Genomic DNA, 21,667 nt, shown 5'->3' on the forward strand with positions numbered 1-21,667 from the left:
GGCTAATTAAAACATTAGTGTTAATTTTAACGCTGATGTTTTTTTGAAAATAAATAGCGTCTATTTGTCACTATTTATTATTAAACTTTTTGGTTAACTTATACGCTTGTTTATTTTTATACATGGCTTGGTCTGCGTCATTGAGTAATGCATCAAATGGCTGTTTTTGGTTCTCAGTAAAGCTATAACCAATGCTAAGAGATAAATCGCAGACACTTTCTTTTATAAGTGCTTTTGAATACTCAGTGGTAATTTTATCAATAATATAGCTAAGCTTACTTTTATCGCTTATCTGCATTACAGCAATAAACTCGTCGCCACCTAAACGCCCTACTATATCAGCATCTCTTAAATGTGTTTTTAGGGTATTAGCCAAAATAATTAACGCTTTATCGCCTGCCTCGTGACCGTATGAATCGTTTAATTTTTTAAAATCGTTTATATCTATAAACAAGCAGCATACGTCAAAGCCTAAACGCAGTGCTAAGTTAAGTTTTTGCTGAGCTAGCAAGGTCAGTGCGCGGCGGTTATAAATATTTGTAAGTGGGTCTAGCATGGCTATTTCGCGCATTTGCTCAAAACTATAAATAAGCGCTAAATCGTCTTCTATTAAATCCCGAAGCTGCTCTATAAGCTCAAAATACTCATCGGTATAACTGGTTTTTTTTGAGTCTTTTAAACACAGCGTGCCAAATACATCACCTTCAGGCCAATGAATGGGTAAACCTAGGTAGGATTGAACGCCATCTTCAATAACCTCAGGCATAGTATTCCATTGCTCGTTATTGCAAGCATCGTTAACATATAAAATATTGTTGTTTTCGGCTACGTATCTACAAAAAAGAGGGGTTTGTGGAGGTAGTATTGAGTTGGTTTCAAAATTAGAGCCACCTTCGTTACTTCTAATAACAACCCGGTAGCCTTTGCTAGTTGCCTGTACTATATAACCAGACGGAGCCGAAAACAGCCCCGTAATAAGATCAATGGTCTTTTGCCATTTATGTAATGATATTTGGCCATCGACACCAGAAAACGCCCACTGATCAGTTTCGAACATAACTTTACCTCAGCTATTTATTACCTTAAGTATAGGCAAAAAACCGAAGTAAAAGCTATTATTTGCGGCGTCTACTTGGTGCTCTTTGCCCAGTAATTCGCTTTTTGTCACGATCTTTACGCGCTTTGTTGGTGTTTTTGCGGTTATCTTTAGGCGGCTTGTTTAAATCTGGCTCGTAACCCTCTAACCATTGTGGTGCTAAACGGGTATCAAGTAGTACTTCAATTTCTTCAAGTAGCCACTGCTCATCAATACTTACTAATGACATTGCAAGTCCTTGCTCGCCTGCGCGCCCCGTACGACCTATACGGTGTACGTAGTCTTCTGCTATGTATGGCAGCTCAAAGTTTATTACATATTTAAGTGCAGGAATATCGAGCCCGCGCGCTGCTACATCAGTGGCAACTAACACCCGTGTAGTGCCTTCTTTAAAGTTTTGTAGTGCACGGTCACGCGCACCTTGCGATTTATCACCATGAATGGATTCTGTTTTTAAACCGTCTTTACACATTTCTTTGGCAAGCTTATCGGCCATTTGTTTAGTACGCGTAAATATAAGTACTTGGCGCCAGTTTTTCATACCAATCATGTGCGATACTAGCTCGCGTTTTCGCTCTTCATCTACCGAATAAATAACCTGCTCGACTTCAACGGCAGCCGAGTTACGTTTATCTACTTCAATCAGCTCAGGGTTTTTAAGTAGCTTTTTACTTAGCTCAAACACGCTGTCGTCAAATGTAGCTGAGAACAATAAGGTTTGGCGATCGCCTGGAATGTGACGCAAAATACGTTTTATTTCGTCAATAAAGCCCATGTCGAGCATGCGGTCTGCTTCATCGAATACTAATGAATCAACACTTGAAAGCACCACACTGCCTTTAACTATATGATCGAGCAAACGACCTGGCGTTGCCACTATCACTTGCGCCGTTTTAAGTGCTTTAATTTGCGGGCCAATACTTGCGCCACCATACGCTAAAGCACCATTAATATTAGTGCCTTGGGCGTATTTTTCAAAACTTGCAAATACTTGCTGAGCAAGCTCACGCGTTGGGGTTAAGATAACCACGCGTGCAATGCCTGGCTCATCTTTTTTAGGTGTATTTAAAAGCTTATGTAGTAGTGGTAATACAAAGGCAGCTGTTTTACCTGTGCCTGTTTGTGCGCTGCCCATTACATCGTTGCCCGCTAAAATAGGCGGAATGGTTTTAACCTGAATTGCGGTTGGCGTAGTGTAATTATTTTGCTCAATTGCTGTTAATAATAACGAATCGAGTTTAAGAGATGAGAACGATGTAGCAGACATAGGCTTAGCTTTAAAATAACAAAGAGCGCCATTATACCTGAGCTTTAGTAATAAAAAAGGCGCTATAAATAGCGCCTTTATTTAAAATAAGCTTTAAGCCGGTTTTAACGTGGCTTTGCGCTCATTATAAAACGCGATTAAGTCATCAACCGTTGCTTGGCAGTATTCACGAATACCCGAGACCACCATGTGCTTTTCACCAAAACCGACTTTTTCGCCGTTTTCTAATAAATTAAAGCGTAAAGTAATTTTTCCGCGTTTACCGGCGTACTCAAAACTTGGCTCAGCAAATTCAAGCGTAGGTGCTTGAATATCAATGTTATCAAGGTTAATAATCATCGACTCGTAAATAACCATAGGGCGCGCAGGGTTAATCATCACCTCTTGCTTACCCATTAGTGGAATAATTACATGCGGGAAAGCCGCACCAGAAAACTCAACATAGTTTTTTATTAGGCTATTAGTAAGTGTTGGGCATTTGCTGGTTTTACCTTCGCGTTTTACCTTTAATATAACTTTATCGCCGTTGGTTACATCAAACTCGTCATCCCCTTGTGGGAAGTTAAGTTTAGTGTTTTCGTCAACCATACCAGCAAAGGTAAATTCCATTCGCTCACTTATACCATAGCGGTCTAACACTAAAGAAAAAAGTAAGTCTCCTGGCGCGCAAAACTTTTTGGCATCTTTGTCATGAAGTGGATTGTAATCATCGGCAACACATTTTGCGAAACGACAACCTTGCTCACGAGAGATAGAAACGTAATCAGCATGTTGCTGAAAATAAGGACTTAACATAGTTTGTTCACTGCTTAAACTGCTTATAACCTATCCATACTACCAGAAAAAAAATAAATAGAGGTCGAATCACTTACTAAATCTTACAATTAACTTAAGTACAAATGTTGCACACTTCTGTTTTTGTTAGTAATTTACTTTCCAAACTAAATAAGGGACTAATAATTATGCTACGTGTTATAGCAACAATAAGCGTACTGACAACTTTGGCTGGATGCTCTGGCATGACTTATCATACAGATATAGATAACGATATTTTATCTCAAGAAATAGGTACATACGTTAATAAACGAGATTTACAGCAGTTTTATAGCGACCAAGAAGCACACGAAAGTGGCGCTACACTTTTAGGGCGAATAGAAGGTGAAAGCTGTAATGGCGACGGTATGGGTAATAACAATACTAGCTACAACCGCTCTAAATCTGACGCTATAGATTTACTAAAAGCGGATGTCATGCGCAGAGGCGGAAATGCTTTTACTATTAATTCTTGTAGTGAAACGTCTGTATCATATTGCGATTTGTCTATTTTATGCTCCGGACAAGCCTACGATTATTAATTAAACACTCTATACATTAAGCGCAAAGCTAAGTAGCACGCGCTTACCCGACTCTATTTTAGTTACGCTGTGTTCGTACTTATCGGGTCTAAATAAATAAACGCGGTTAAACCAATTAATAATGCATTTTGAGCATTTAAATACCCCACCAGTTTTAGGTTTTACTAGTACAAAATTGAGCTTGTAGTAGCGCCCTTGTTGCACTGGGTCAATATGGTTCATCACGCTGTGGTTTGTAGGGTAAGTAACTAAATTTATTGAAAAGGTATTGCTGCTAAATAAGGCTTTGTTTTTTACAGGTGCAACCATACTGCCTCCTTTGAGTTTACATGCAGCATTATAGCATTTTGTAAATTACGAATGCTTGCGCTAAACAATATCAAAATACCATGACATATAGCCAAACAGCCTGAAACAAAAAAGCCGAACTTATTTACTAAGTTCGGCTTTTAAAAATGCATCATTTAATCATTATGCACTTGGGTATGTGCGGTACGCACGCTCAATATTTTTAGCCTGCTTTTTAGAGATACCTAAATGAGCAAGCGCTACACGTAAACGCGCACGTGATAGGTCAGAGCCCAAAATTTCCATTGCATCAAGCACTGAGGTAGATGATGTTTTACCAGTGATTGCTACAAATATTGGCTCTAAAAAGTCTTTAATTTTAAGCTCGTGGAATGTGGCTACTTCTTTTGCAATGGCAAAAATAGCTGGTTTTTCAAAGCTGCGTAAGCCTTCTAATTGCCATACAAAGAATTGTAGCGCTTGGCGTATTACGTTTTCGTCAGCTTTGCCTGCAGTTAAAAGTGCGGGGTCGTAAGTTGGAATGCCACCTACAAAGTGACCCGCTAAATCAACCATATCCGATAGCGTGTTAATACGCGTTTTAGCTTCTGGTAATACTTTAGCAAGCATGTCACCGTTAAACTTCCAATCAACAAAGCGCTGCACAAGCTCTTCGTCAGTTAGGTTTTCGCGGATCCACGTGCCGTTTAACCAGCTTAGCTTGTCTACGTCAAATACTGGGCCACCAAGCGATACACGCTTCATGTCGAAGTGTTCAATCATCTCGTTAAGGGTGAATTTTTCACGCTCATCAGGCATTGACCAACCCATACGGCCTAAGTAGTTAAGCACGGCTTCTGGTAGGTAACCCATTTCTTTATAGTAATTAATACTGGTTGGGTTTTTACGCTTAGAAAGCTTTGATTTATCTGGGTTACGCAATAATGGTAAATGGCCTAATACTGGCGCTTCCCAACCAAAATCTTCGTAAAGTTTTAATAGTTTAGGTGCTGAGTTAATCCACTCTTCGCCACGGAAAATATGGCTAATTTGCATGTGGTGATCATCTACCACGTTTGCTAAAAAGTACGTTGGGAAACCATCGGCTTTTAATAGCACTTGCATGTCTACGTTTTCCCACGGGATCTCAATTTCGTCGCGAAGGTAGTCGTTAAACACAAAGGTGCCTTCGCTTGGTATTTTCATACGTATAACGTAAGGCTTACCAGCAGCCAGGTTTGCTTTAATTTCGTCTTCTGTATGGTTTAAACCACGACCATCGTACTTAGGGCGCAGACCTTCGGCCATTTGCTCTTCGCGCATTTGGTCAAGTTCTTCGCTGGTTGCAAAACAATAAAACGCTTTACCTTGCTCAACTAATTGGTGCGCGTATTTTTTATATAAATCGCTACGCTCAGATTGACGGTACGGGCCAAATTCGCCACCTACATCAGGACCATGATCCCACTCAAGGCCTAACCAACGCAGGCTATCCATAATAGCTTGCTCTGATTCTGGTGTGCTGCGCACTTGGTCGGTATCTTCAATACGAAGAACAAACTCGCCGCCTTGCTGTTTAGCAAAACAGTAGTTAAATAAAGCAATGTAAGCTGTGCCAAGATGCGGGTCACCTGTTGGTGACGGGGCAACACGAGTACGGATTGTCATGGTAATGTCTCTTTAAATAAGTGAGATAAAAATTATATGGTTACGTTTAAGCTGCTACTTTATTTAAGTAAGCAATAATATCGTTTGATTCGTATAGCCATTGTACTTGGCCATCTTTTTCAATACGTAGGCATGGCACTTTAATTTTGCCGCCTTGCTCTAACAACTCTTGACGATATTGCTGATTATTCTTTGCATCACGCGTTTCTACTTTTAAGCCTTCGCGCTTAATAGCACGGCGTACTTTTACGCAAAACGGGCATGATTTAAATTGATAAAGTTTAAATTGTGAGGTTTGCAGATCAAGCTTTGCTTGCTCGTCGCTTGCACGCTTTTTACTGCGAGGAGTAAATACAAAATTAAAGAATAAAATTATACAACCTAAAAACCAACGAACGAATTTCATGTTTTGTGCTCTGCCTACAACAATTTAAGGAGCCAGATTTTAGCACAAATTTACAATCAAAAAAGCTCAATGCTGTTATCTACTTGTTGTTGATCGTTTACGCCTAATTCATTATAAGAAGTTACTCTGTTTCGGCCATTATTTTTAGAGTGATATAGGGCTAAATCTGCTTGGTTAACAATGCTTGAAACCGTATCAATACTGGCAAGTTCTAAAAAGCCACAGCTAATGGTGAGCTGCCCTATTTGAGGAAAAGGGTACTCTGCAACATTTAAGCGTAATCTGTTAAGGGCAACACGCGCTTCGGTCTCTGTTTTAGTTTGAAATAATACCGCAAACTCTTCACCACCGTATCTAAATACGTAATCTTCTAATCTAAAGTTATTTTTTAAAAGCCTTGCCACTAACAAAATAACCTCATCGCCAATTACATGCCCGTAGTTATCATTCACATTTTTAAAAAGATCAATGTCGGCAATGGCTAAATACCATCGGCGCTTATTTGAAACCTCACTTCGTGGTTTTAAAAAGCCATTACCTGAAACTATTTCAATTACTTTTTTGTCAAATGTTTGTCTATTTAATAACTCTGTTAACGGGTCTAAGCGCGATTTATACAAAAGCCCGAGTTGATTAGCATAAATATTTAAAATATGAATAGCCAACGCGGTTGTCCGTTCACTTAGTTCATGCTGAGTTTCTATTAATAAAACCCCCATTACTTCGCCAAAGTGATAAACCGGTAAGTAACTTCTAATTACGCCACTATTGCGACTCACTCGTATTTTGTTTTGGGTGACCTTATTAAGAACTAATAAGGCTTCTGTAGGGGTTAAAGCTTTAAGGCTACTGCTGGTGTTAATTAATGTAGGTGGCAATGGCTTCGAAATATGTTTATTTATGTATATTGCAAAGTTTTTGATTTCGAGTAAATCGGCAATAATTTGAATAAGAGCAGTGTCTAAGTCGCTTTCCTCTTCTTGCTGTGTAAGCTTAACAATCCATTCATGCCCGCAACTATTCGCCTTCATTAAAAATGCCTAAACTGTTCATTATCTCAATAGTTTAGACAAAATTATTAGTTTTGCTAAATTATTAGCAACGCCTTATTCCAATACTAAAGTAGGTTTAAAATAAGACTAAATCGTCTCGGTGTAATACCTCTGCTCCTGTATCGTAATCAAGTAAATTGCCTATTTTATTTGAATGCGCCCCTTTAATTTTATTTACCTCAACACTGCTAAAGCGTGTTAAGCCACGTGCAATAACTTGGTTATCTGCATCAATTAAATCTATTAAGTCGCCTCGCTCAAAACGACCAAATGCACTTGTAACCCCTTTAGAGAGTAAACTTGCGCCTTTGTTTTGCAGTGCTGCAATGGCCCCTGCATCAATCATTATTTGGCCTGTGCTTTTAGGCCCTGCCATTAGCCATTTTTTTCGGCCATCTTTTGGCGCGGTCAGCTTTAAAAAGCGCGTCCCCGGTAATTGCTCACTCATGCATTTTAAAATAACGTTGTTTCCAGCGCCTTTGGCAATAATAACCTCAACCCCTGCACGCCTTGCTATGTCGGCGGCTTGAAGTTTTGTGGCCATACCGCCAGTGCCTAAATTTGTCCCACTACCACCAGCAAGTTGGCGAAGTTCATCGTTTATGTGGGTTACTTCGTCAATTAGCTTTGCATCAGCATTGGTGCGCGGGTCGCTGGTAAATAAGCCTTCTTGGTCGGTAAGTAGCAATAACTTGTTGGCATTAGCCAAAATGGCTACAAGGGCCGATAAGTTATCGTTATCGCCCACTTTAATTTCGCTTGTAGCGACTGCATCGTTTTCGTTAATAATGGGCACTACATCGTAATTTAATAATGCGGTGAGTGTATCGCGAGCATTTAAATAGCGAGCGCGATCATCTACATCCGCTCGGGTTAGTAACATTTGCCCTACGTTAATACCATATAAAGCAAATAAGCTTTGCCAAATATGGATAAGCTGGCCTTGCCCTACTGCCGCTAACATTTGCTTATCAATCAGGCTTCGGCCACAGGGTTTAATAAGTTGCTCACGCCCAGCTGCAACAGCGCCGCTTGATACTAAAATGACTTGGTGGCCTTGTTTTTTAAGCTCACTACATTGGCGTACAAGTTCAACCATGTGTGCTTTGTCTAATTTATCGGTGCCACCAGTAAGTACGCTTGTACCAAGCTTTACAACTATTACCTGTTCCCTTTGCATTATTTTTTACTATTAAAATTTTTAGATAATTTAACTTATACCAGCTCGGTATTTTTGAACAAGTTAAAATTATTCATGCTAGGATCGCATTATATTTTATTGTTTAAATTACCCGCTATGCCCGCCAGTTTATGTTTAATTATTGCCACCTTTTTATGGGGCAGCTCTTTTATTGCACTTAAGTATGCTATTGCCATTTACGACCCCGCATTAGTAATATTTTTGCGCATGCTGACCACGTTAGTTTTATCGCTCTGTTTATGGCGTTACGTTATTCGATTTGAATATTTAAAAGGCGACTGGAAATATTTACTGGGAATGTCGCTTGCTGAGCCTTGCTTGTACTTTTTATTTGAAGGTCATGCAATGGAGTACACCTCAGCCTCACAGGCGGGTGTTATTGTATCGTGCTTGCCTATTATTGTGGCTTTACTAGCGTTTTTTATGCTTAAAGAGTACATAAGTAAAGCCATTGTTATCGGTTTTACCTTATGTATTGGCGGCAGTATTTTACTTACTTTGCTCTCTCCTAACTCTGAGCAAGCACCCAACCCGCTACTAGGTAATTTTTTAGAACTCATGGCCATGGTGTGCGCCGCGTTTTATACCGTTAGCATTAAACATTTAGCAAACCGATACTCCCCCATTACCCTTATTGCACTTCAAGGTATTAGCGGTAGTTTATTTTTTGCGCCCTTTTTATTTTTTATCGACTTGCCAAGCGAAAACCAACACGACTTAACCGCACTTATGAGTATTTTATATTTAGGCTCGTGCGTCACCCTAGGTGGCTATGGCATGTATAACTATGCCATTAGTAAAGTGTCGGTATTAACTGCGGCAGCGTATTCTAATTTAATCCCTATATTTACGCTTATTTTATCAGCCATTATTTTGGGAGAAGTACTTAACGTTTGGCAATGGCTGAGTATATTTGTCGTGTTTATTGGTGTGATGATAAGCCAGCGTCATCAAGAACTCGTGGTTGATATTCCACTTAGTGAATCTGGCGAAGATATTAATGCAGATACTACTTTATCTGACATTAGCTCAGCTGAAACCAATAGCCTTAAATCAGTACCAGCAGCTAATGAATCAAAAGGGTAACAGGTGAGTAAATAAAGCCCCGGCTTTTGTAAAAACTCATGTTGGGATTGATGAATAATCTCAATCCCCGTTACTTTATAGGTTTGTACCTCTGCGCTTTGCAATTGCAAAGTGAACGTCTCCCCCACTTTAGCATTTTTTAAAAATGCAAAGTGGGTGTCGTTATGCCCAGCTATTAACGCGCCCTTTTGATTACCGTACGCTTTACCACCAAGCTCGCCTGCGGGTAAAAATTGGCTTGGGGCAAATGCCAAATTACGACCGCTTGCCCCCGCCAATACAGTTAGCATTTTATTATGCTTAGGCCAATTAAGCTGTGCAGTTAAATAGCTGTCGGCGTAAAACCAAGGTTTTACTTTAGCGCTTGGGGATTTTAGTGCTTCTTGCCATGCTTGCTCAATTAATACTTGAGCAAGCCATGCCTTCGCTTGCAAATAAGCACCATGACCAAATAATCCAAGCCCAGCAATTAATAAACCTGCGCTTAGCCACTTTTTCATTTATGTTTCCTACTTAATTTAAACCCTCGGTTTATTTTAAGCCCGCCACAGCCAAGCAATAAAATACAGCCGAGTAATATATGTAACCTACTTTGTCCGTCGGTTTGTGGTAAGCGCATAGCCAGGCCTTGTGGCGCTGCGTTTTTAGCTAGTGCGGTTTGCTTTGCTACGTCTTTAATTTGAGTGTGTTCAATGGCTATAAAAGCAGTAAATGGGCTCAGTAATTGATGGGCGAGAGCCAGGCTTTGTACTTCGTCTTTTATTTCATTTTGCTCATTGTATAAAAGTAGTGATTTGATTTTTTGACGCGCCCATAACTTATCAATCCCTTTTGCGTTTGCACTATTTTGTGCACTTAATTTGATACTTAATGGGCCTTGTGCGGTTTGCCCAGCAAGTACCACATTGTTTGTTTTATCAAGCTTTATAGCCACCATAATTGGTTCACCAAAGTATAAATCGGGTAAGGGTGATGGCCAAAAATCTAAGCTATTACCGCTTTCATCACTTAGCGCTAAATTAGTAATAGCCGGGTGGGCGAGCTTATCAAATAGCTGCTGCATTTTAGGCTGCACCTCATTTGTGCTGCCAATAAACGTAAATGATCCTTTGCCTATATCAGCAGCGCGGCGCATAAAAAAGCTATTGGGTGCACTACCAATGCCTACAGTAAATAATCGGCTATCGCCTAATTTACGCTGAATGTTTTTAAATAAAGCGTCTTCGTTACTTACGCTGCCATCGGTTAAAAATACGACTTGGCGTACAAAGCCTTCAAAACTACTGCCATCAAGTACAGCATTAAGCGCACCTTGTATTTCGGTGCCGCCATCGGCCTCTAAGCTATAAATAAATCGCTCTGCGCGGCGCAAGTTAAAATCGCTGGCAATAAGTGGTTTATCACTCATTGAGGTAACGTGGTTATCAAAGCCAATAATATTAAAACTGTCATGGCTATCAAGCAAAGACAGCGCATAAAACAAAGCCTTTTTAGCTTGCTCTATTGATTGCCCGTGCATAGAGCCAGACGTATCTACAACAAATACCATTTCGCGAGGAAGGCGCTGCGTTTTTACAAAGTGATCCCCCGGCGGCATTAGCATAGCAAGCCCATACCGGTCGCCATTTTCAAACTGCTGGGTAAAAAATGCCGCCTGAGCGCTTTCTTTTTGAAGCGGTTTAAACTCAAGTACAAAGTCGCGGTTTATGGCATTTTGCTCATTTAATGCAATAGTATATTGGCCAAATGCAGGGTTATGAATATCTACGTTATGAAATTTAGAGTTTATATCCACCAGCTCTAAACCTACGTCTATATCAATGTTTAGACTAAATTTACTACTTGGTGCATTATCACTTTGAGTGATATTTTGAGTGCTGTAAACCGGGCTTAACCAGCCGCTTGGTGCGGTGTTTACGGGAGTTTGGTTTTGCTCATTAAGCTCAACTTCACCACTAATCGCGTGATAACGTGGCGTAATGGTAGTCGGAAACCTGATAGCGAATGTACCGCTGCTGTAATCAATAATCTCTTGGTACTCAAGCTCTATAATTACCTGCTCACCAGGGCCAATATTAGCTACGTTGGTAATAAACATATTAGCGCGTTGCTGGCGTACTAGAGCCGCTTGTTTACCTGCTTTTTTAGCTGCTTGGTATTTTTTTTCTGCCTCTATTTTTTTATCAATTTGGCCTTTAATGACTCGCTCGCCTATACGCATCGTCATGGCATGCACGGCGCTTTCATCAGGCAGCGGAAAAACGTAGCGCGCATTAACCGCAAACGGGTTTTCGTTTTGATAAGTTTGCTTAACTACCACATGGTTAATTAAGCCTGTTAGGGTCATGTTAGCATCACTTTTTAAAATAATGGCTGGCGCTAAAGGTGCGCCGCCACTGTCAAAAAGCTCAAGCTTGGGTGATTGTGCATGGCTATTAAAACTTACCAGCAGCACACTCACTAAGAAAATAAAAATGCTTACTTTAGTAAGCATTTTGGTTGGGTTACTCAACATAAAATCACTCCATCGAACGCTTAGCTTTACTTAAATTTAGTTAGGTTTAGTTACTCGCCGTTTGGCCATTTACCGGATTTATTGCGCGAGTGGTAAGCGTTACGCGTCTATCAAAAAAGTTATCTTCAACTGTGTTGCTACGAGCTAATGTTTGCTGCTCGCCAAATGCTTGTGTGCTTAAACGTTTATGGCTAATACCGTGCTTTATTAAGTAACTATGCACTGCATTTACACGCTTTTTAGACAATAATAAGTTGGCTTGCTCATCGCCACGTTGATCAGCAAAACCACTTAAATCAAGCGCCAGTTGTGGCTGGTTATTTAAAAGTGTGACTAATTGGTCAAGTTGCTGTGCAAAGTGCGGCGCTATAACACTTGAGCCCGTTTTAAATTGAACTGTCATGGCAAGTAGGTTTTTTATTTGTGCTTGGGTTAATTGCTCATTTTGATTGGCAAGTACTTCTAACTGTTGCTCAAGCTTATTGTTGTGGTTAAGCACATACATGTAGTCGCTGGTTTTTTTTTTTCCTGCATAAGTGTAATTGCTTGTTGCTGCTGGGCTATTTTGTCATCGGCTACTTTAGAGTCTCCAATTAAGCCCCCTGCAAATGCGCCAATAAATGCCCCAATAGGCCCACCAACCACACCGCCAATAATAGCGCCCGCACCTAAACCAATGGCGGTTTCTTTATGTGCTTCTTTAGAAGGCGTGTGAGCAGTTGATGCAAATGCAGGTGAACAAACACTGGCTACAAGCGTTAATGCGATTAATGTCTTCTTCATGGTAGTCCTCTTAAACTTGTTTTAATGTGTGATGTTTTGTTTTGATGGGTGTATTAAAACAGCCGCAAGTGGCAACAAAGGGGAGCAAAAATGGCAAACCGCTGAGCAATTGTGGCAAAAAAATGGCAATTGCCTTTTTAACCGTACACAGCTTAAAAACTTCGATATAGTGCGTTTTATAATAAATAGGGGTGTTTAAAATGAAAAAAATAGCCATCATTGAAGATGAAACTGCAATCCGCGAGAACTATATTGAAATGCTTAGCGCACAAGGTTACCACGTAAGTGGCTTTGCCGATCGCGCCAGCGCTGAGATTGCATTTAAAGACGCCCTACCCGATTTAGCCATTGTTGATATAGGTTTAAGCCACGAAATAGATGGCGGTTTTTTGCTTTGCCAAACCTTGCGTACGCTTTCTAAAACACTGCCTATTATTTTTTTAACCGCCCGCGATAGCGAAATAGACACAGTATGTGGCCTGCGTATGGGCGCCGACGACTACCTAACAAAAGATATTAGCTTGGCACACTTAGCCGCGCGTATTGGCGCGCTATTTCGTAGAATGGAAGCCCTTGAGCAACCCGCCGATGCCAATGCACTTATAACCCGAGGGCAGCTGGTGCTCGACACGCAACGTATGCAGGTATTTTGGCAGCAGCAACTAGTTGATTTAACGGTCACTGAGTTTTGGATGTTGCACTCACTCGCGCAGCGACCAGGGCATGTTAAAAGCCGTAACGATTTAATGAGCGATGCAAAAATTTATGTAGATGACAGCACCATAACCTCACACGTAAAACGTATTCGCAAAAGTTTATAGCACTTGATAGCCACTTTGACTGCATAGATACCGTGTACGGCATGGGCTACAGGTGGGAACAACGCTAATGCTACGATTTGGCCTGCGCAGTAAATTTATATTACTTTCGTGCTTTTTGTTTTTACTGCCATGGCTTGGCTACGAATACGTATGGGAAATGGAAAAGTTTTTACGCCAAGGCCAAGAAAAAACCCTGGTAGGTACTACTCGCGCACTTGCCACCGCATTGCATGAGCGCCCCGCACTCTTTGACGAGCAGACCAACTTTTTAGATCAAGTAGTAAAAGGGCGCGACTTATATGCGTACAATCTTAAAAACCCGATTCAACTTGATGGCAAACTTAGCGACTGGCAAAGTTATCAACCACTCTTTTGGCAATACGATAAGCGCTATTTACAAAAAGCAGACAAGGAGCATAAAGCTGAGGATTTATCGTTTAAGCACATGGTGGGTAAGTTTGATAATTACTTGTATGCAGTATTTAAAGTAACCGATAACACATTAATTTACCGCGCTAAAAACAGCTTAAGCATTACCAATAATGATTACTTAAAAATTGGCTTAAAAACCCCTGACGGCCAATTTAAAACGTATATTATTGCACCGCGCCAAGATGGCTGGGTCAATGCGTTTGACGCCAACACCAAAATACCGTTTACAAAAATTCAGGGGTATTTTGAAAGTACCAAATCAGGTTATAACGTAGAGCTGCGCTTTCCTATAGAGTTACTTGGTAATAAACTTGGCTTTGCCATTGTTGATGTAGATAGTAAAAATGCATTGGCAGAGCCTAAAACTATGTCGACTTCAAACTTAAATAACCCAAGCGATTTAGGCTCAGTGCTTGTACCGTCTCCGGAAATTAACCGCATTTTAAAAGGCATGGGTCACAGTGGTAGCCGTATTTGGGTGGTCGATAATCACCATCGTGTGTTAGCACAATCGGGAACAATTCAAAATGCCGATGGCGTGTGGGCCGATGGCCTTAAAAATCAAGCACCAAAAACGTGGTGGCAGCGCTTTGAGCAAAGCTATTTACACCCATTGTATTATAAAATTTTAACCCGCCCAGAAAACGAATTTTTAGACACCCTACACGATGTAGCATCAATGCAAGGCACCCATTTGGCAAAGGCCTTAAAAGGCCAGCCGGCATCATCGTGGCGATTAACGCCTGATAGCAAAGCCGTTATTTTATCGGCAGCGTACCCTATTTGGATTGACGACAAAGTCATAGGCGCAGTAATTGCTGAGGAAACCACAAATGGCGTACGCACGCTACGTAATAAATCGCTCGAAAAACTCTTTAACGTTATTTTAGCAGTGATGCTCATAGGCACCGTAACCTTGTTCTTTTTTGCCTCTCGAATATCGAGCCGTATTAGACGATTGCGCGATACCGCAGAGCAAGCAATTGACGCCCAAGGCCGTATAACCGGCAGCATTAATTACAGCGATGCTAACGATGAAATTGGTGATCTCTCTCGTAGTTTTTCAAACATTGTTAGTCGACTTGGTGGTTATACCGACTACTTAGAAAATATGTCGTCGAGGTTATCGCACGAGCTACGTACACCGGTTGCCGTGGTGCGCTCATCACTTGAAAACTTACAAAGTTTGCCACAAAACGAGTTAAGCCAAAAATACTTAGAGCGCGCCAGCGAAGGGGTTGAACGTTTAGGTAAAATAATTACCACCATGAGCGAGGCCACACGCCTTGAGCAAAGTATTCAAAGTAATGAGCCCGAGCCATTTGATTTACAAAAGGTAATAAGTGGCTGCATGCAAGGCTACCAACTTACCTACCCTGAACAATTGTTTAAACTCGATATATGCCAAAGCCCACTGCCCATGCAAGGGGCACCTGAGTTTATAGCGCAGCTGCTTGATAAGCTAATTAATAACGCACTGGAATTTAGTGAAGCAAATACGGCTATTAATGTAAGCCTTAAGCAGAGCGAAAATAAAGCCATATTAGCGGTAAGTAACACAGGCCCCGCCCTACCAGAGGGGCTAACTGAGCATATTTTTGATTCTATGGTGTCGGTACGAAGCCAGCAAATGCAGCAACAACCACATTTAGGCTTAGGGCTTTATATTGTAAGGCTGGTGTGTGACTACCATAAAGGCAGCGTAAATGCGCAAAACAACGAACAAAGGGATGGCGTAATATTTAAAGTAACCCTCCCGCTGCAAGGATGATATGTAACTAAAGGCGGCTACTTTATAGGTCGTCCTTATTTTTTGCACACCGATTACAATTTAGTACAACTTCTAATGTAACTATTCACTTTTAATTCAGTCGAATGGCCATACCCTACATCATATTAAAGTATTAAATTGAAGGATTACCCATGAAACCATCACTAGAGCGTGAAGAACTAGATTTTATTTTTGACTTATACAGGCCCTCTAAAAAGCCTGAATCTGAAAACGTTAAACCAAAAAGTGCTAATTACAAAGACTTAAGAAAACCCGAAACAGTTAAAAACCAAGGCGTATCGCAGTATTTAGTTTAGATAATTAAAGCACTCACGTTTCATGTTTTTCATTTTGTAAAAATGATTTTATACAGTTTATTTCTGCCAGCTTTACCTCTTCGCCTATTTCTGGGCCTTTTTTGCCATTTTTAAGTGCATTTTGGACTATCTGCTTTTTATCCATTTTTTCTAGTTCGCTAAAAATTGCTCGCAGCTTAGTTGCTTGCGGGTATGGCTTATCAACCAGTGTTTCTCCGCGCCCTTGCGCATCGCATTGGCAAGCTTGAGTAAATGCAATAAATCGCTCAGGGTGCACAAGTGCGTTTAAATTAGTCACGATTAACTTATGAATAGTTTGCGCCCTTAACTGATCAACCGTGTGACACAAAGTATGATTGTCGCTAGTGAGCACACCAATATCACGAAATCGGTTGGGTACTTTTAAACGCTCACAAAATTTTTCAACTACAGCTACACCTTCGCGCTCATGGCTACGTAAATTACCGCGTTTTTTAAAACTCAATGCTTTACCAAAATCATGGGTAAGTGCAGCAAAACGAGTCTCAAGGTTAAAATTCAAATCGGCAGCGCGCCTTAAAACCAGCATAGTATGTATAAATACATCGCCTTCAGGATGATGGTTGACTGGCTGCGGCACACCCTCCATTCGCTCTATTTCAGGAAAAATACCTAAGCCATGTAGCGCTTTAAAATAAAGTTCTGGGTGCTTTTCGCCAAGGGCCTTTTCGGTTTCAAGCCATACACGCTCGGGTACTAAATGATTAAGCTCACCTTTATTTTTAAGCTCACGCATTAATGCATAAGTACTTGGGTGAATACTCCACTGGCTGCCATAGCGCGCTAAAAATCGCGCAATACGCAGTACTCGTACAGGATCTTCTACAAACGCTTGTGTGGTGTGGCGCAATATTTTGTTTTGTAAATCGCTTTGGCCATTGAATGGGTCAATAATGTTGCCATTTTCGTCAAGCGCCATTGAGTTAATGGTTAAATCGCGCCTTGCTAAATCTTCTTCTAGGGTTACATTCGGGCTGGCATCAACCACAAAACCGGTATAGCCTTTACCGCTTTTTCGCTCAGTACGGCCAAGTGCATATTCTTCTTTTGTTTTTGGATGTAAATACACTGGAAAGTCGCTACCTATTGGCACAAAACCAAGTGACTCCATAGTTTGTGGCGTCTCGCCTATCACTACGTAGTCGTTGTCTTTTGATTCTATGTTTAGTAGTTGGTCGCGCACTGCGCCCCCAACAAGATACACCTTATTTAAGCTACTTTTCACTTTATTCCCAATAACACTTGCCCAATTGTTTGACACTAATCATATCATTATTTAAAAAGCTCTGCGGCGTTTGCCAAGCTCGAGTAAGCTCATTACAATGGCGCATTATTTTTAAGTTGTAGCCTCACATTCAATGAAAAACCATTCATCAAAAAAAGAACTTATGTTACTCCCCATTTTATTAGTGGTTATTTTAATGTGCGTGGCGGGTCATTTTTTACTGCAAGCAAACTTTCAAGACAGCAACATGGTTGAGTACATGTTGGCAGCACTGCCATTTGCAATGTTTGGGTTGGTTATTGTGGCATTTAAAATGGCAGCTAAAAGCGAAAAAGATGAGCAAAGCGAGCAGGACTCTTAGTCCTGCGTTGCTGATTTAAAGTACGTGGTAGCCAAACCAGTCTGGCTTTATTGTTTGAGATTGCCCGCTTGGGGTCAGTTTAATATTTAATTGGCTGTCGAGTAGGTCAATGGCAAAGCAGTCATCCACATCGTGTAAATCATCTTTATGAATATGGCTAAGGCCTGCGAGCAAATCACTTTTAGCGCGTTGTTTGGCCTCATTGCTACTACTTGCAACATACAGTGCAAAGTCGTGTTGCTCAGCCATAGAGTCACTTCTGTAAGCGCCTAAATTAACAAAATAAAGCTGCTTATTTTGCTCAACATAGGTATCAACTACTTCTACTTTAAAGCCATCAATATGGTTTATGGTCATAAAGCTGTCCATATGGACGCTATTTTTATCGCCCACCCATTGGCTTTTTAACTTTGAGTAGGTTTGCTCTATATTCTCCCCTACTACAAAGCGAATATCGTGCATTTCTATATGGCAGCCTTGAATTCGCCCACCTAAATACACCATAAATAACTGCATTTGCTTACCTTTATAAATTATCTACATCAATATTGTGTTTTTTAATCAGTTTATAAAAGTCTGAACGGTTACGTTTAGCAAGCTTTGCGCCTTCGGCTACATTGCCACCGGCCATTTTTAAAGTATTGATTACGTAGTCGCGTTCAAACTCTTTTTTAGCGTCATTAAGTGATAACGGCTCTACATTTTTTTCGTTACTATTAAGGGCTGCCAACACTAAATGTTCTGATATTACTTCGCTTGGCGTTAATGCAACAACTTGCTCTACTACGTTTTGCAATTGGCGAATATTACCTGGCCAATCGTAGCGTACAAGCGCATGCATGGCATCGCTTGCAAAACGTTTTTCGCTTTGATTCATACGTTTGGCAATACTTGCGCTAAAATGCTGTGCAAGTAAGCTTATGTCTTCACGGCGCTCATGAAGTGGCGGTAGTTTTAAGTTAACAACATTTAAGCGATAATATAAATCTTCCCTAAATTGCTGATTTAAAATCGCATCCGGTAAGTTTTTATGAGTTGCAGACACGATTCGCACATCAATAGGAATTTCTTCTTGAAAACCCACCGGGCGAATGGTTTTTTCTTGAAGTACTCGCAGTAACTTAACTTGTAAGTTAAGTGGCATATCACCAATTTCATCTAAAAATAACGTGCCGCCCTGCGCTTGTTGAAATAAACCTTGGTGATCTTTCACAGCACCTGTAAATGAGCCTTTTTTATGGCCAAATAATTCAGACTCTAAAAGCTCCCCTGGTACAGCGCCGCAGTTAATAGCCACAAATGGCCCTTCGCTTACATGACTGTGTTGGTGAATCGCCTGTGCAAGTAGCTCTTTACCTGTACCACTTGCACCAGAGATAAGTACATTAACTTGTGTTGGCCCAAGTAATTTTACTTGCTCAAGCAAATGCAGCATAGCCCCGCTGCGTGTCACAATATTACTTTTTGGAATAACTTCATCGGCGTTAACGCCATGTATTTCTATGGCTTTTGCAAGGCTGTCGAATAGCTCGTCTTTATCTACTGGTTTTGTTATAAAAGCAAAAATACCTTGTTTAGTGGCTTCAACCGCATCAGGAATAGATCCATGAGCTGTCATCATAATAACGGGCAATGCTGGGTAGCGGCTTTGCAGTTGGCGATGTAGTGTCATGCCATCCATTTCATCCATACGCAAGTCGGTTATTACCGCATCAAACACTTGGCTTTTGAGTATTTGCAGTGCCGTAATACCACTTTCGCAAGTAGTTACTTCATAGTCTTTAGACTCGATACGAATAGCCAGTAATTTTAATAAGCTGGCGTCGTCATCAACCAATAATACTTTTGCGCCTTGCGGCTTTTTTTCGGCCATAATTACTGCTCCTTGGTATCTTCGCGCAATAAAAGTTGCTGCTCTATAGTTGCTAATGACGAGAGGGTTTCTTGCATTTTATCATTTAGTGCTTGTTGCTCTTTTTTGGCATTTATTTGCATTGTTACTTGCTGCTTTTGCAACCATAAATATTGCTTTATATCGTCAGGCCAAAAGTAAGCTAAATCGAGCTTTAGTAATTTACTCATAACCGCATTAGGATCAGTATTTACGTTTAAGCACATGTATTTAAAAAAGTGTTTAAGTTCTGTCTCACCTAAGTAAGTTTGCTTAACCTGCGCAACTTTAAAACCGCCACATTGATTAGCATGCCAAGCAATAACTTGCTCTGCAGGTGGATAGGTCGGATCGCTTTTAGGGCGTGCTTTTGGGCTAGGCAGTGTGCTTTTATTTTTTGTTGTTGTATCAGCTACTGGCGCAGGCGAGGACACCACACTTTGTTGTTGTGCGTTATTTGTTTCACACCCAGATAAAATAATAGTACTGCTCAGCACACATAAAATAGCCATTAAACGCGAGCGCATGCTAGTTAACTCCTTGATTTATTGTTATGGGAATTTTTATTAAAAATTGGCAACCATGAGGTTCATTATGCTCAACGCTTAATTTACCCCTTAATTGCTCTACCGACTCTTTAACTATGGTTAAACCTAAGCCACTGCCTTGCAGCGTAACATCTTTATTATGTTTACCTTGGTAAAATGCGCCGAAAATCTGTGTTTTTTCTTGCTCTTTAATACCACAGCCATGGTCTATTACTTTTATATTTAGCTGGCTTTGCTCAAGCGCTAAATCTATAGCTACGTGCTGCCCTTGCTCTGAAAACTTTAAGCCATTTGAAATAAGCTGTATTAAAATCATTTCTATTAATTCACTAGGCAGAGCAAGCGGTTTATTTGGTAAGTTATTTTGCCACTGAAGTGTTTGATTTCGGGCACTTAAACGATGTTCAAAATGACTATTAATTTTGTTAATTAAATAGCTAAACTCTACTTCACTTAAACTATCTTTGCTGGTACGAATTGCATTGTAACTAAGTAGGCTATCAATCATGGTTCGCAGACGCACCATTGACTGACTAATCAGTTCAAGTACTGCTTTTTGCTCGTCGGTTACAGGGCCTACAATTTCATCACTTAAAAGGTCAGTTCCTTCGACCATTGAAGCAAGCGGTGTTTTTAGCTCGTGTGTAACATGGCGTAAAAAAGTGTCTTTTTGCTGCTCAAGTACGTGCAGCTGCTCTTGCACCCACTGCAGCTTATTACCAAGCTCAACTAACTCTGCTGAGCCATGAACGGCTATTTTTTGCTGCCAATGCCCTTGTCCTAATTTATCGATTACTGAAGTTAAGCCTTTAAGGCGCTTACTAATACGCCATAAAAAACCGCCGCCCACAATTAGAGTTAGCGGAATAAGTGCCACCAGCCAATTTATAAATGAAGACTGCAATGAAGAAAGCTCATTTTGATTGTTCTCTATTTGCTCTGCATTTACGTCGCGAAGCCATATGGTCAGCTCTGCAACTAAGTCACTAATAGGTAAAAATAAATCTGCTTGCTGCTGTTTTTCCTCTACTAATTGAGTATGAGCTGCTTGTAAGATGTGCGCTAAGCGTTGCCAATTAGCGTTGTAATCGGCTGATGAGCTAAATTGGGTTAACTCATCAATACTTTGCAGCGATGTTTGCCATTTATCTACAATTAGATCATCAAGAGATTCACTTTTTAAAACCCAGTTTTGCCGAGTCGCACGCTCTAAACTATTGAGCTCTTGCTTTAAAGTATTGAATGATTTGGTAACGTGATAATTGTCACTGACTATTTGCTGAGTAACGGCGAGTTGTTTATTAAGTGCATTTAAAAACACAATTACCACTAACGAAAGTGGTAATAAAGATAACAACATACTTATTACAAACTGACCGATTAAGTTAGGGCGCCAATTAAGTAATGCATGGTATTTTTTAGCCATAGTTGCTGGCATTGTGTTTAGTCCTTTGCTTTTTAGTATCTATTATCAGGCTTTTACCTTATACCCTAGCTGAATCAGTAATTATATTTAATACGTTCAAGCCCTATTACGCCTTAACT

General features: G+C 40.5%; 19 protein-coding genes and 3 pseudogenes. 6 read left to right on the forward strand and 16 right to left on the reverse strand.

Features of this window, described 5'->3' with window-relative positions; genetic code table 11:
• Positions 1-70: 70 nt before the first annotated feature.
• The 3 genes from CWC11_RS14750 to CWC11_RS14760 form a co-directional block, all read right to left on the reverse strand.
• Positions 71-1,057 carry a sensor domain-containing diguanylate cyclase gene (locus tag CWC11_RS14750; RefSeq protein WP_138683315.1) on the reverse strand — a complete coding sequence of 329 codons (987 nt, stop codon included), beginning with the start codon at positions 1,055-1,057 and terminating at the stop codon, positions 71-73.
• Between the two features lie 58 nt (positions 1,058-1,115).
• Positions 1,116-2,363, reverse strand: a complete 1,248-nt coding sequence (locus tag CWC11_RS14755; RefSeq protein WP_138683316.1) for a DEAD/DEAH box helicase — start codon at positions 2,361-2,363, stop codon at positions 1,116-1,118.
• 93 nt (positions 2,364-2,456) lie between these two features.
• Positions 2,457-3,158 (reverse strand): DUF3581 domain-containing protein, encoded by a 702-nt coding sequence (locus CWC11_RS14760; protein WP_138683317.1) that lies wholly within the window; start codon positions 3,156-3,158, stop codon positions 2,457-2,459.
• A 167-nt stretch (positions 3,159-3,325) separates the two neighbouring features.
• Here CWC11_RS14760 and CWC11_RS14765 point away from each other — a divergent pair, with 167 nt between their 5' ends.
• The gene (locus CWC11_RS14765; protein ID WP_138683318.1) at positions 3,326-3,718 is read left to right on the forward strand and encodes a hypothetical protein; all 393 of its coding nucleotides are present in this window, start codon (positions 3,326-3,328) and stop codon (positions 3,716-3,718) included.
• Between the two features lie 9 nt (positions 3,719-3,727).
• On the opposite strand, the gene CWC11_RS14770 is transcribed toward CWC11_RS14765, so the two are convergent.
• From CWC11_RS14770 to proB, 5 genes are all read right to left on the reverse strand, one after another.
• Positions 3,728-4,027: a 2OG-Fe(II) oxygenase gene (locus CWC11_RS14770; RefSeq protein WP_138683319.1), complete on the reverse strand. Its 300-nt coding sequence runs from the start codon at positions 4,025-4,027 to the stop codon at positions 3,728-3,730.
• A gap of 162 nt (positions 4,028-4,189) precedes the next feature.
• Positions 4,190-5,674 carry a glutamate--tRNA ligase gene (gene gltX / locus CWC11_RS14775; RefSeq protein ID WP_138683320.1) on the reverse strand — a complete coding sequence of 495 codons (1,485 nt, stop codon included), beginning with the start codon at positions 5,672-5,674 and terminating at the stop codon, positions 4,190-4,192.
• 46 nt (positions 5,675-5,720) lie between these two features.
• Positions 5,721-6,080 (reverse strand): glutaredoxin family protein, encoded by a 360-nt coding sequence (locus CWC11_RS14780; RefSeq protein WP_058547169.1) that lies wholly within the window; start codon positions 6,078-6,080, stop codon positions 5,721-5,723.
• A 56-nt stretch (positions 6,081-6,136) separates the two neighbouring features.
• Positions 6,137-7,111 carry a GGDEF domain-containing protein gene (locus CWC11_RS14785; RefSeq protein WP_138683321.1) on the reverse strand — a complete coding sequence of 325 codons (975 nt, stop codon included), beginning with the start codon at positions 7,109-7,111 and terminating at the stop codon, positions 6,137-6,139.
• 97 nt (positions 7,112-7,208) lie between these two features.
• Entirely contained in the window at positions 7,209-8,312 is a 1,104-nt protein-coding gene (gene proB, locus CWC11_RS14790) for a glutamate 5-kinase (protein WP_138683322.1), read from the reverse strand.
• 117 nt (positions 8,313-8,429) lie between these two features.
• Between proB and CWC11_RS14795 the strand changes: the two genes are divergently transcribed.
• Positions 8,430-9,419 carry a DMT family transporter gene (locus CWC11_RS14795; RefSeq protein WP_138683361.1) on the forward strand — a complete coding sequence of 330 codons (990 nt, stop codon included), beginning with the start codon at positions 8,430-8,432 and terminating at the stop codon, positions 9,417-9,419.
• Here the strand turns inward: CWC11_RS14795 and CWC11_RS23355 are convergent.
• The 3 genes and pseudogenes from CWC11_RS23355 to pdsO all read right to left on the reverse strand — a co-directional run.
• Positions 9,419-9,919 (reverse strand): annotated as a pseudogene (locus tag CWC11_RS23355) (class GN sortase); the annotation flags it as partial. The gene CWC11_RS14795 and the pseudogene CWC11_RS23355 overlap by 1 nt on opposite strands.
• Entirely contained in the window at positions 9,916-11,934 is a 2,019-nt protein-coding gene (locus CWC11_RS14805) for a marine proteobacterial sortase target protein (RefSeq protein ID WP_138683324.1), read from the reverse strand. The gene CWC11_RS14805 and the pseudogene CWC11_RS23355, both read right to left, overlap by 4 nt.
• A gap of 46 nt (positions 11,935-11,980) precedes the next feature.
• Positions 11,981-12,717 (reverse strand): annotated as a pseudogene (gene pdsO / locus CWC11_RS14810) (sortase-associated OmpA-like protein PdsO).
• A 200-nt stretch (positions 12,718-12,917) separates the two neighbouring features.
• Here pdsO and pdsR point away from each other — a divergent pair.
• From pdsR to CWC11_RS22835, 3 genes and pseudogenes are all read left to right on the forward strand, one after another.
• Positions 12,918-13,606, forward strand: a pseudogene (pdsR, locus tag CWC11_RS14815) (proteobacterial dedicated sortase system response regulator).
• Positions 13,606-15,741: a proteobacterial dedicated sortase system histidine kinase gene (gene pdsS, locus CWC11_RS14820; RefSeq protein ID WP_138683325.1), complete on the forward strand. Its 2,136-nt coding sequence runs from the start codon at positions 13,606-13,608 to the stop codon at positions 15,739-15,741. The pseudogene pdsR and the gene pdsS overlap by 1 nt, the downstream one beginning before the upstream one ends.
• 152 nt (positions 15,742-15,893) lie before the next feature.
• Positions 15,894-16,058, forward strand: a complete 165-nt coding sequence (locus CWC11_RS22835; RefSeq protein WP_171038434.1) for a hypothetical protein — start codon at positions 15,894-15,896, stop codon at positions 16,056-16,058.
• Between the two features lie 13 nt (positions 16,059-16,071).
• Here the strand turns inward: CWC11_RS22835 and CWC11_RS14825 are convergent, their stop codons facing one another.
• Complete coding sequence (locus tag CWC11_RS14825; protein ID WP_138683326.1) at positions 16,072-17,322, reverse strand: multifunctional CCA addition/repair protein; 1,251 nt, start codon at positions 17,320-17,322, stop codon at positions 16,072-16,074.
• A 133-nt stretch (positions 17,323-17,455) separates the two neighbouring features.
• Here CWC11_RS14825 and CWC11_RS14830 point away from each other — a divergent pair, with 133 nt between their 5' ends.
• Complete coding sequence (locus tag CWC11_RS14830) at positions 17,456-17,683, forward strand: hypothetical protein (RefSeq protein ID WP_058547162.1); 228 nt, start codon at positions 17,456-17,458, stop codon at positions 17,681-17,683.
• Between the two features lie 15 nt (positions 17,684-17,698).
• Here the strand turns inward: CWC11_RS14830 and CWC11_RS14835 are convergent, their stop codons facing one another.
• Genes CWC11_RS14835 through CWC11_RS14850 form a run of 4 tightly spaced genes read right to left on the reverse strand, consistent with a single transcriptional unit; the run spans position 17,699 to position 21,560 of the window.
• Positions 17,699-18,199 carry a DUF1543 domain-containing protein gene (locus CWC11_RS14835; RefSeq protein WP_138683327.1) on the reverse strand — a complete coding sequence of 167 codons (501 nt, stop codon included), beginning with the start codon at positions 18,197-18,199 and terminating at the stop codon, positions 17,699-17,701.
• 10 nt (positions 18,200-18,209) lie between these two features.
• On the reverse strand, positions 18,210-19,556 hold the full coding sequence (locus CWC11_RS14840; RefSeq protein WP_138683328.1) for a sigma 54-interacting transcriptional regulator: 1,347 nt from the start codon (positions 19,554-19,556) through the stop codon (positions 18,210-18,212).
• 2 nt (positions 19,557-19,558) lie between these two features.
• Complete coding sequence (locus CWC11_RS14845) at positions 19,559-20,101, reverse strand: hypothetical protein (protein WP_138683329.1); 543 nt, start codon at positions 20,099-20,101, stop codon at positions 19,559-19,561.
• A 1-nt stretch (position 20,102) separates the two neighbouring features.
• Complete coding sequence (locus CWC11_RS14850; RefSeq protein WP_138683330.1) at positions 20,103-21,560, reverse strand: sensor histidine kinase; 1,458 nt, start codon at positions 21,558-21,560, stop codon at positions 20,103-20,105.
• Positions 21,561-21,667 lie beyond the last annotated feature (107 nt).

It is taken from the genome of Pseudoalteromonas sp. S3178, from assembly GCF_005886985.1.
Classification (GTDB): Bacteria; Pseudomonadota; Gammaproteobacteria; order Enterobacterales; family Alteromonadaceae; genus Pseudoalteromonas; species Pseudoalteromonas carrageenovora.

Bases quoted from the DNA above. Each gene is read 5' to 3' on its own strand.
- CWC11_RS14750 (WP_138683315.1), bottom strand. From the start codon at position 1,057: ATGTTCGAAACTGATCAGTGGGCGTTTTCTGGTGTCGATGGCCAAATA.
- CWC11_RS14755 (WP_138683316.1), bottom strand. From the start codon at position 2,363: ATGTCTGCTACATCGTTCTCATCTCTTAAACTCGATTCGTTATTATTA.
- CWC11_RS14760 (WP_138683317.1), bottom strand. From the start codon at position 3,158: ATGTTAAGTCCTTATTTTCAGCAACATGCTGATTACGTTTCTATCTCT.
- CWC11_RS14765 (WP_138683318.1), top strand. From the start codon at position 3,326: ATGCTACGTGTTATAGCAACAATAAGCGTACTGACAACTTTGGCTGGA.
- CWC11_RS14770 (WP_138683319.1), bottom strand. From the start codon at position 4,027: ATGGTTGCACCTGTAAAAAACAAAGCCTTATTTAGCAGCAATACCTTT.
- gltX (WP_138683320.1), bottom strand. From the start codon at position 5,674: ATGACAATCCGTACTCGTGTTGCCCCGTCACCAACAGGTGACCCGCAT.
- CWC11_RS14780 (WP_058547169.1), bottom strand. From the start codon at position 6,080: ATGAAATTCGTTCGTTGGTTTTTAGGTTGTATAATTTTATTCTTTAAT.
- CWC11_RS14785 (WP_138683321.1), bottom strand. From the start codon at position 7,111: ATGAAGGCGAATAGTTGCGGGCATGAATGGATTGTTAAGCTTACACAG.
- proB (WP_138683322.1), bottom strand. From the start codon at position 8,312: ATGCAAAGGGAACAGGTAATAGTTGTAAAGCTTGGTACAAGCGTACTT.
- CWC11_RS14795 (WP_138683361.1), top strand. From the start codon at position 8,430: ATGCCCGCCAGTTTATGTTTAATTATTGCCACCTTTTTATGGGGCAGC.
- CWC11_RS14805 (WP_138683324.1), bottom strand. From the start codon at position 11,934: ATGTTGAGTAACCCAACCAAAATGCTTACTAAAGTAAGCATTTTTATT.
- pdsS (WP_138683325.1), top strand. From the start codon at position 13,606: ATGCTACGATTTGGCCTGCGCAGTAAATTTATATTACTTTCGTGCTTT.
- CWC11_RS22835 (WP_171038434.1), top strand. From the start codon at position 15,894: ATGAAACCATCACTAGAGCGTGAAGAACTAGATTTTATTTTTGACTTA.
- CWC11_RS14830 (WP_058547162.1), top strand. From the start codon at position 17,456: ATGAAAAACCATTCATCAAAAAAAGAACTTATGTTACTCCCCATTTTA.
- CWC11_RS14835 (WP_138683327.1), bottom strand. From the start codon at position 18,199: ATGCAGTTATTTATGGTGTATTTAGGTGGGCGAATTCAAGGCTGCCAT.
- CWC11_RS14840 (WP_138683328.1), bottom strand. From the start codon at position 19,556: ATGGCCGAAAAAAAGCCGCAAGGCGCAAAAGTATTATTGGTTGATGAC.
- CWC11_RS14845 (WP_138683329.1), bottom strand. From the start codon at position 20,101: ATGCGCTCGCGTTTAATGGCTATTTTATGTGTGCTGAGCAGTACTATT.
- CWC11_RS14850 (WP_138683330.1), bottom strand. From the start codon at position 21,560: ATGCCAGCAACTATGGCTAAAAAATACCATGCATTACTTAATTGGCGC.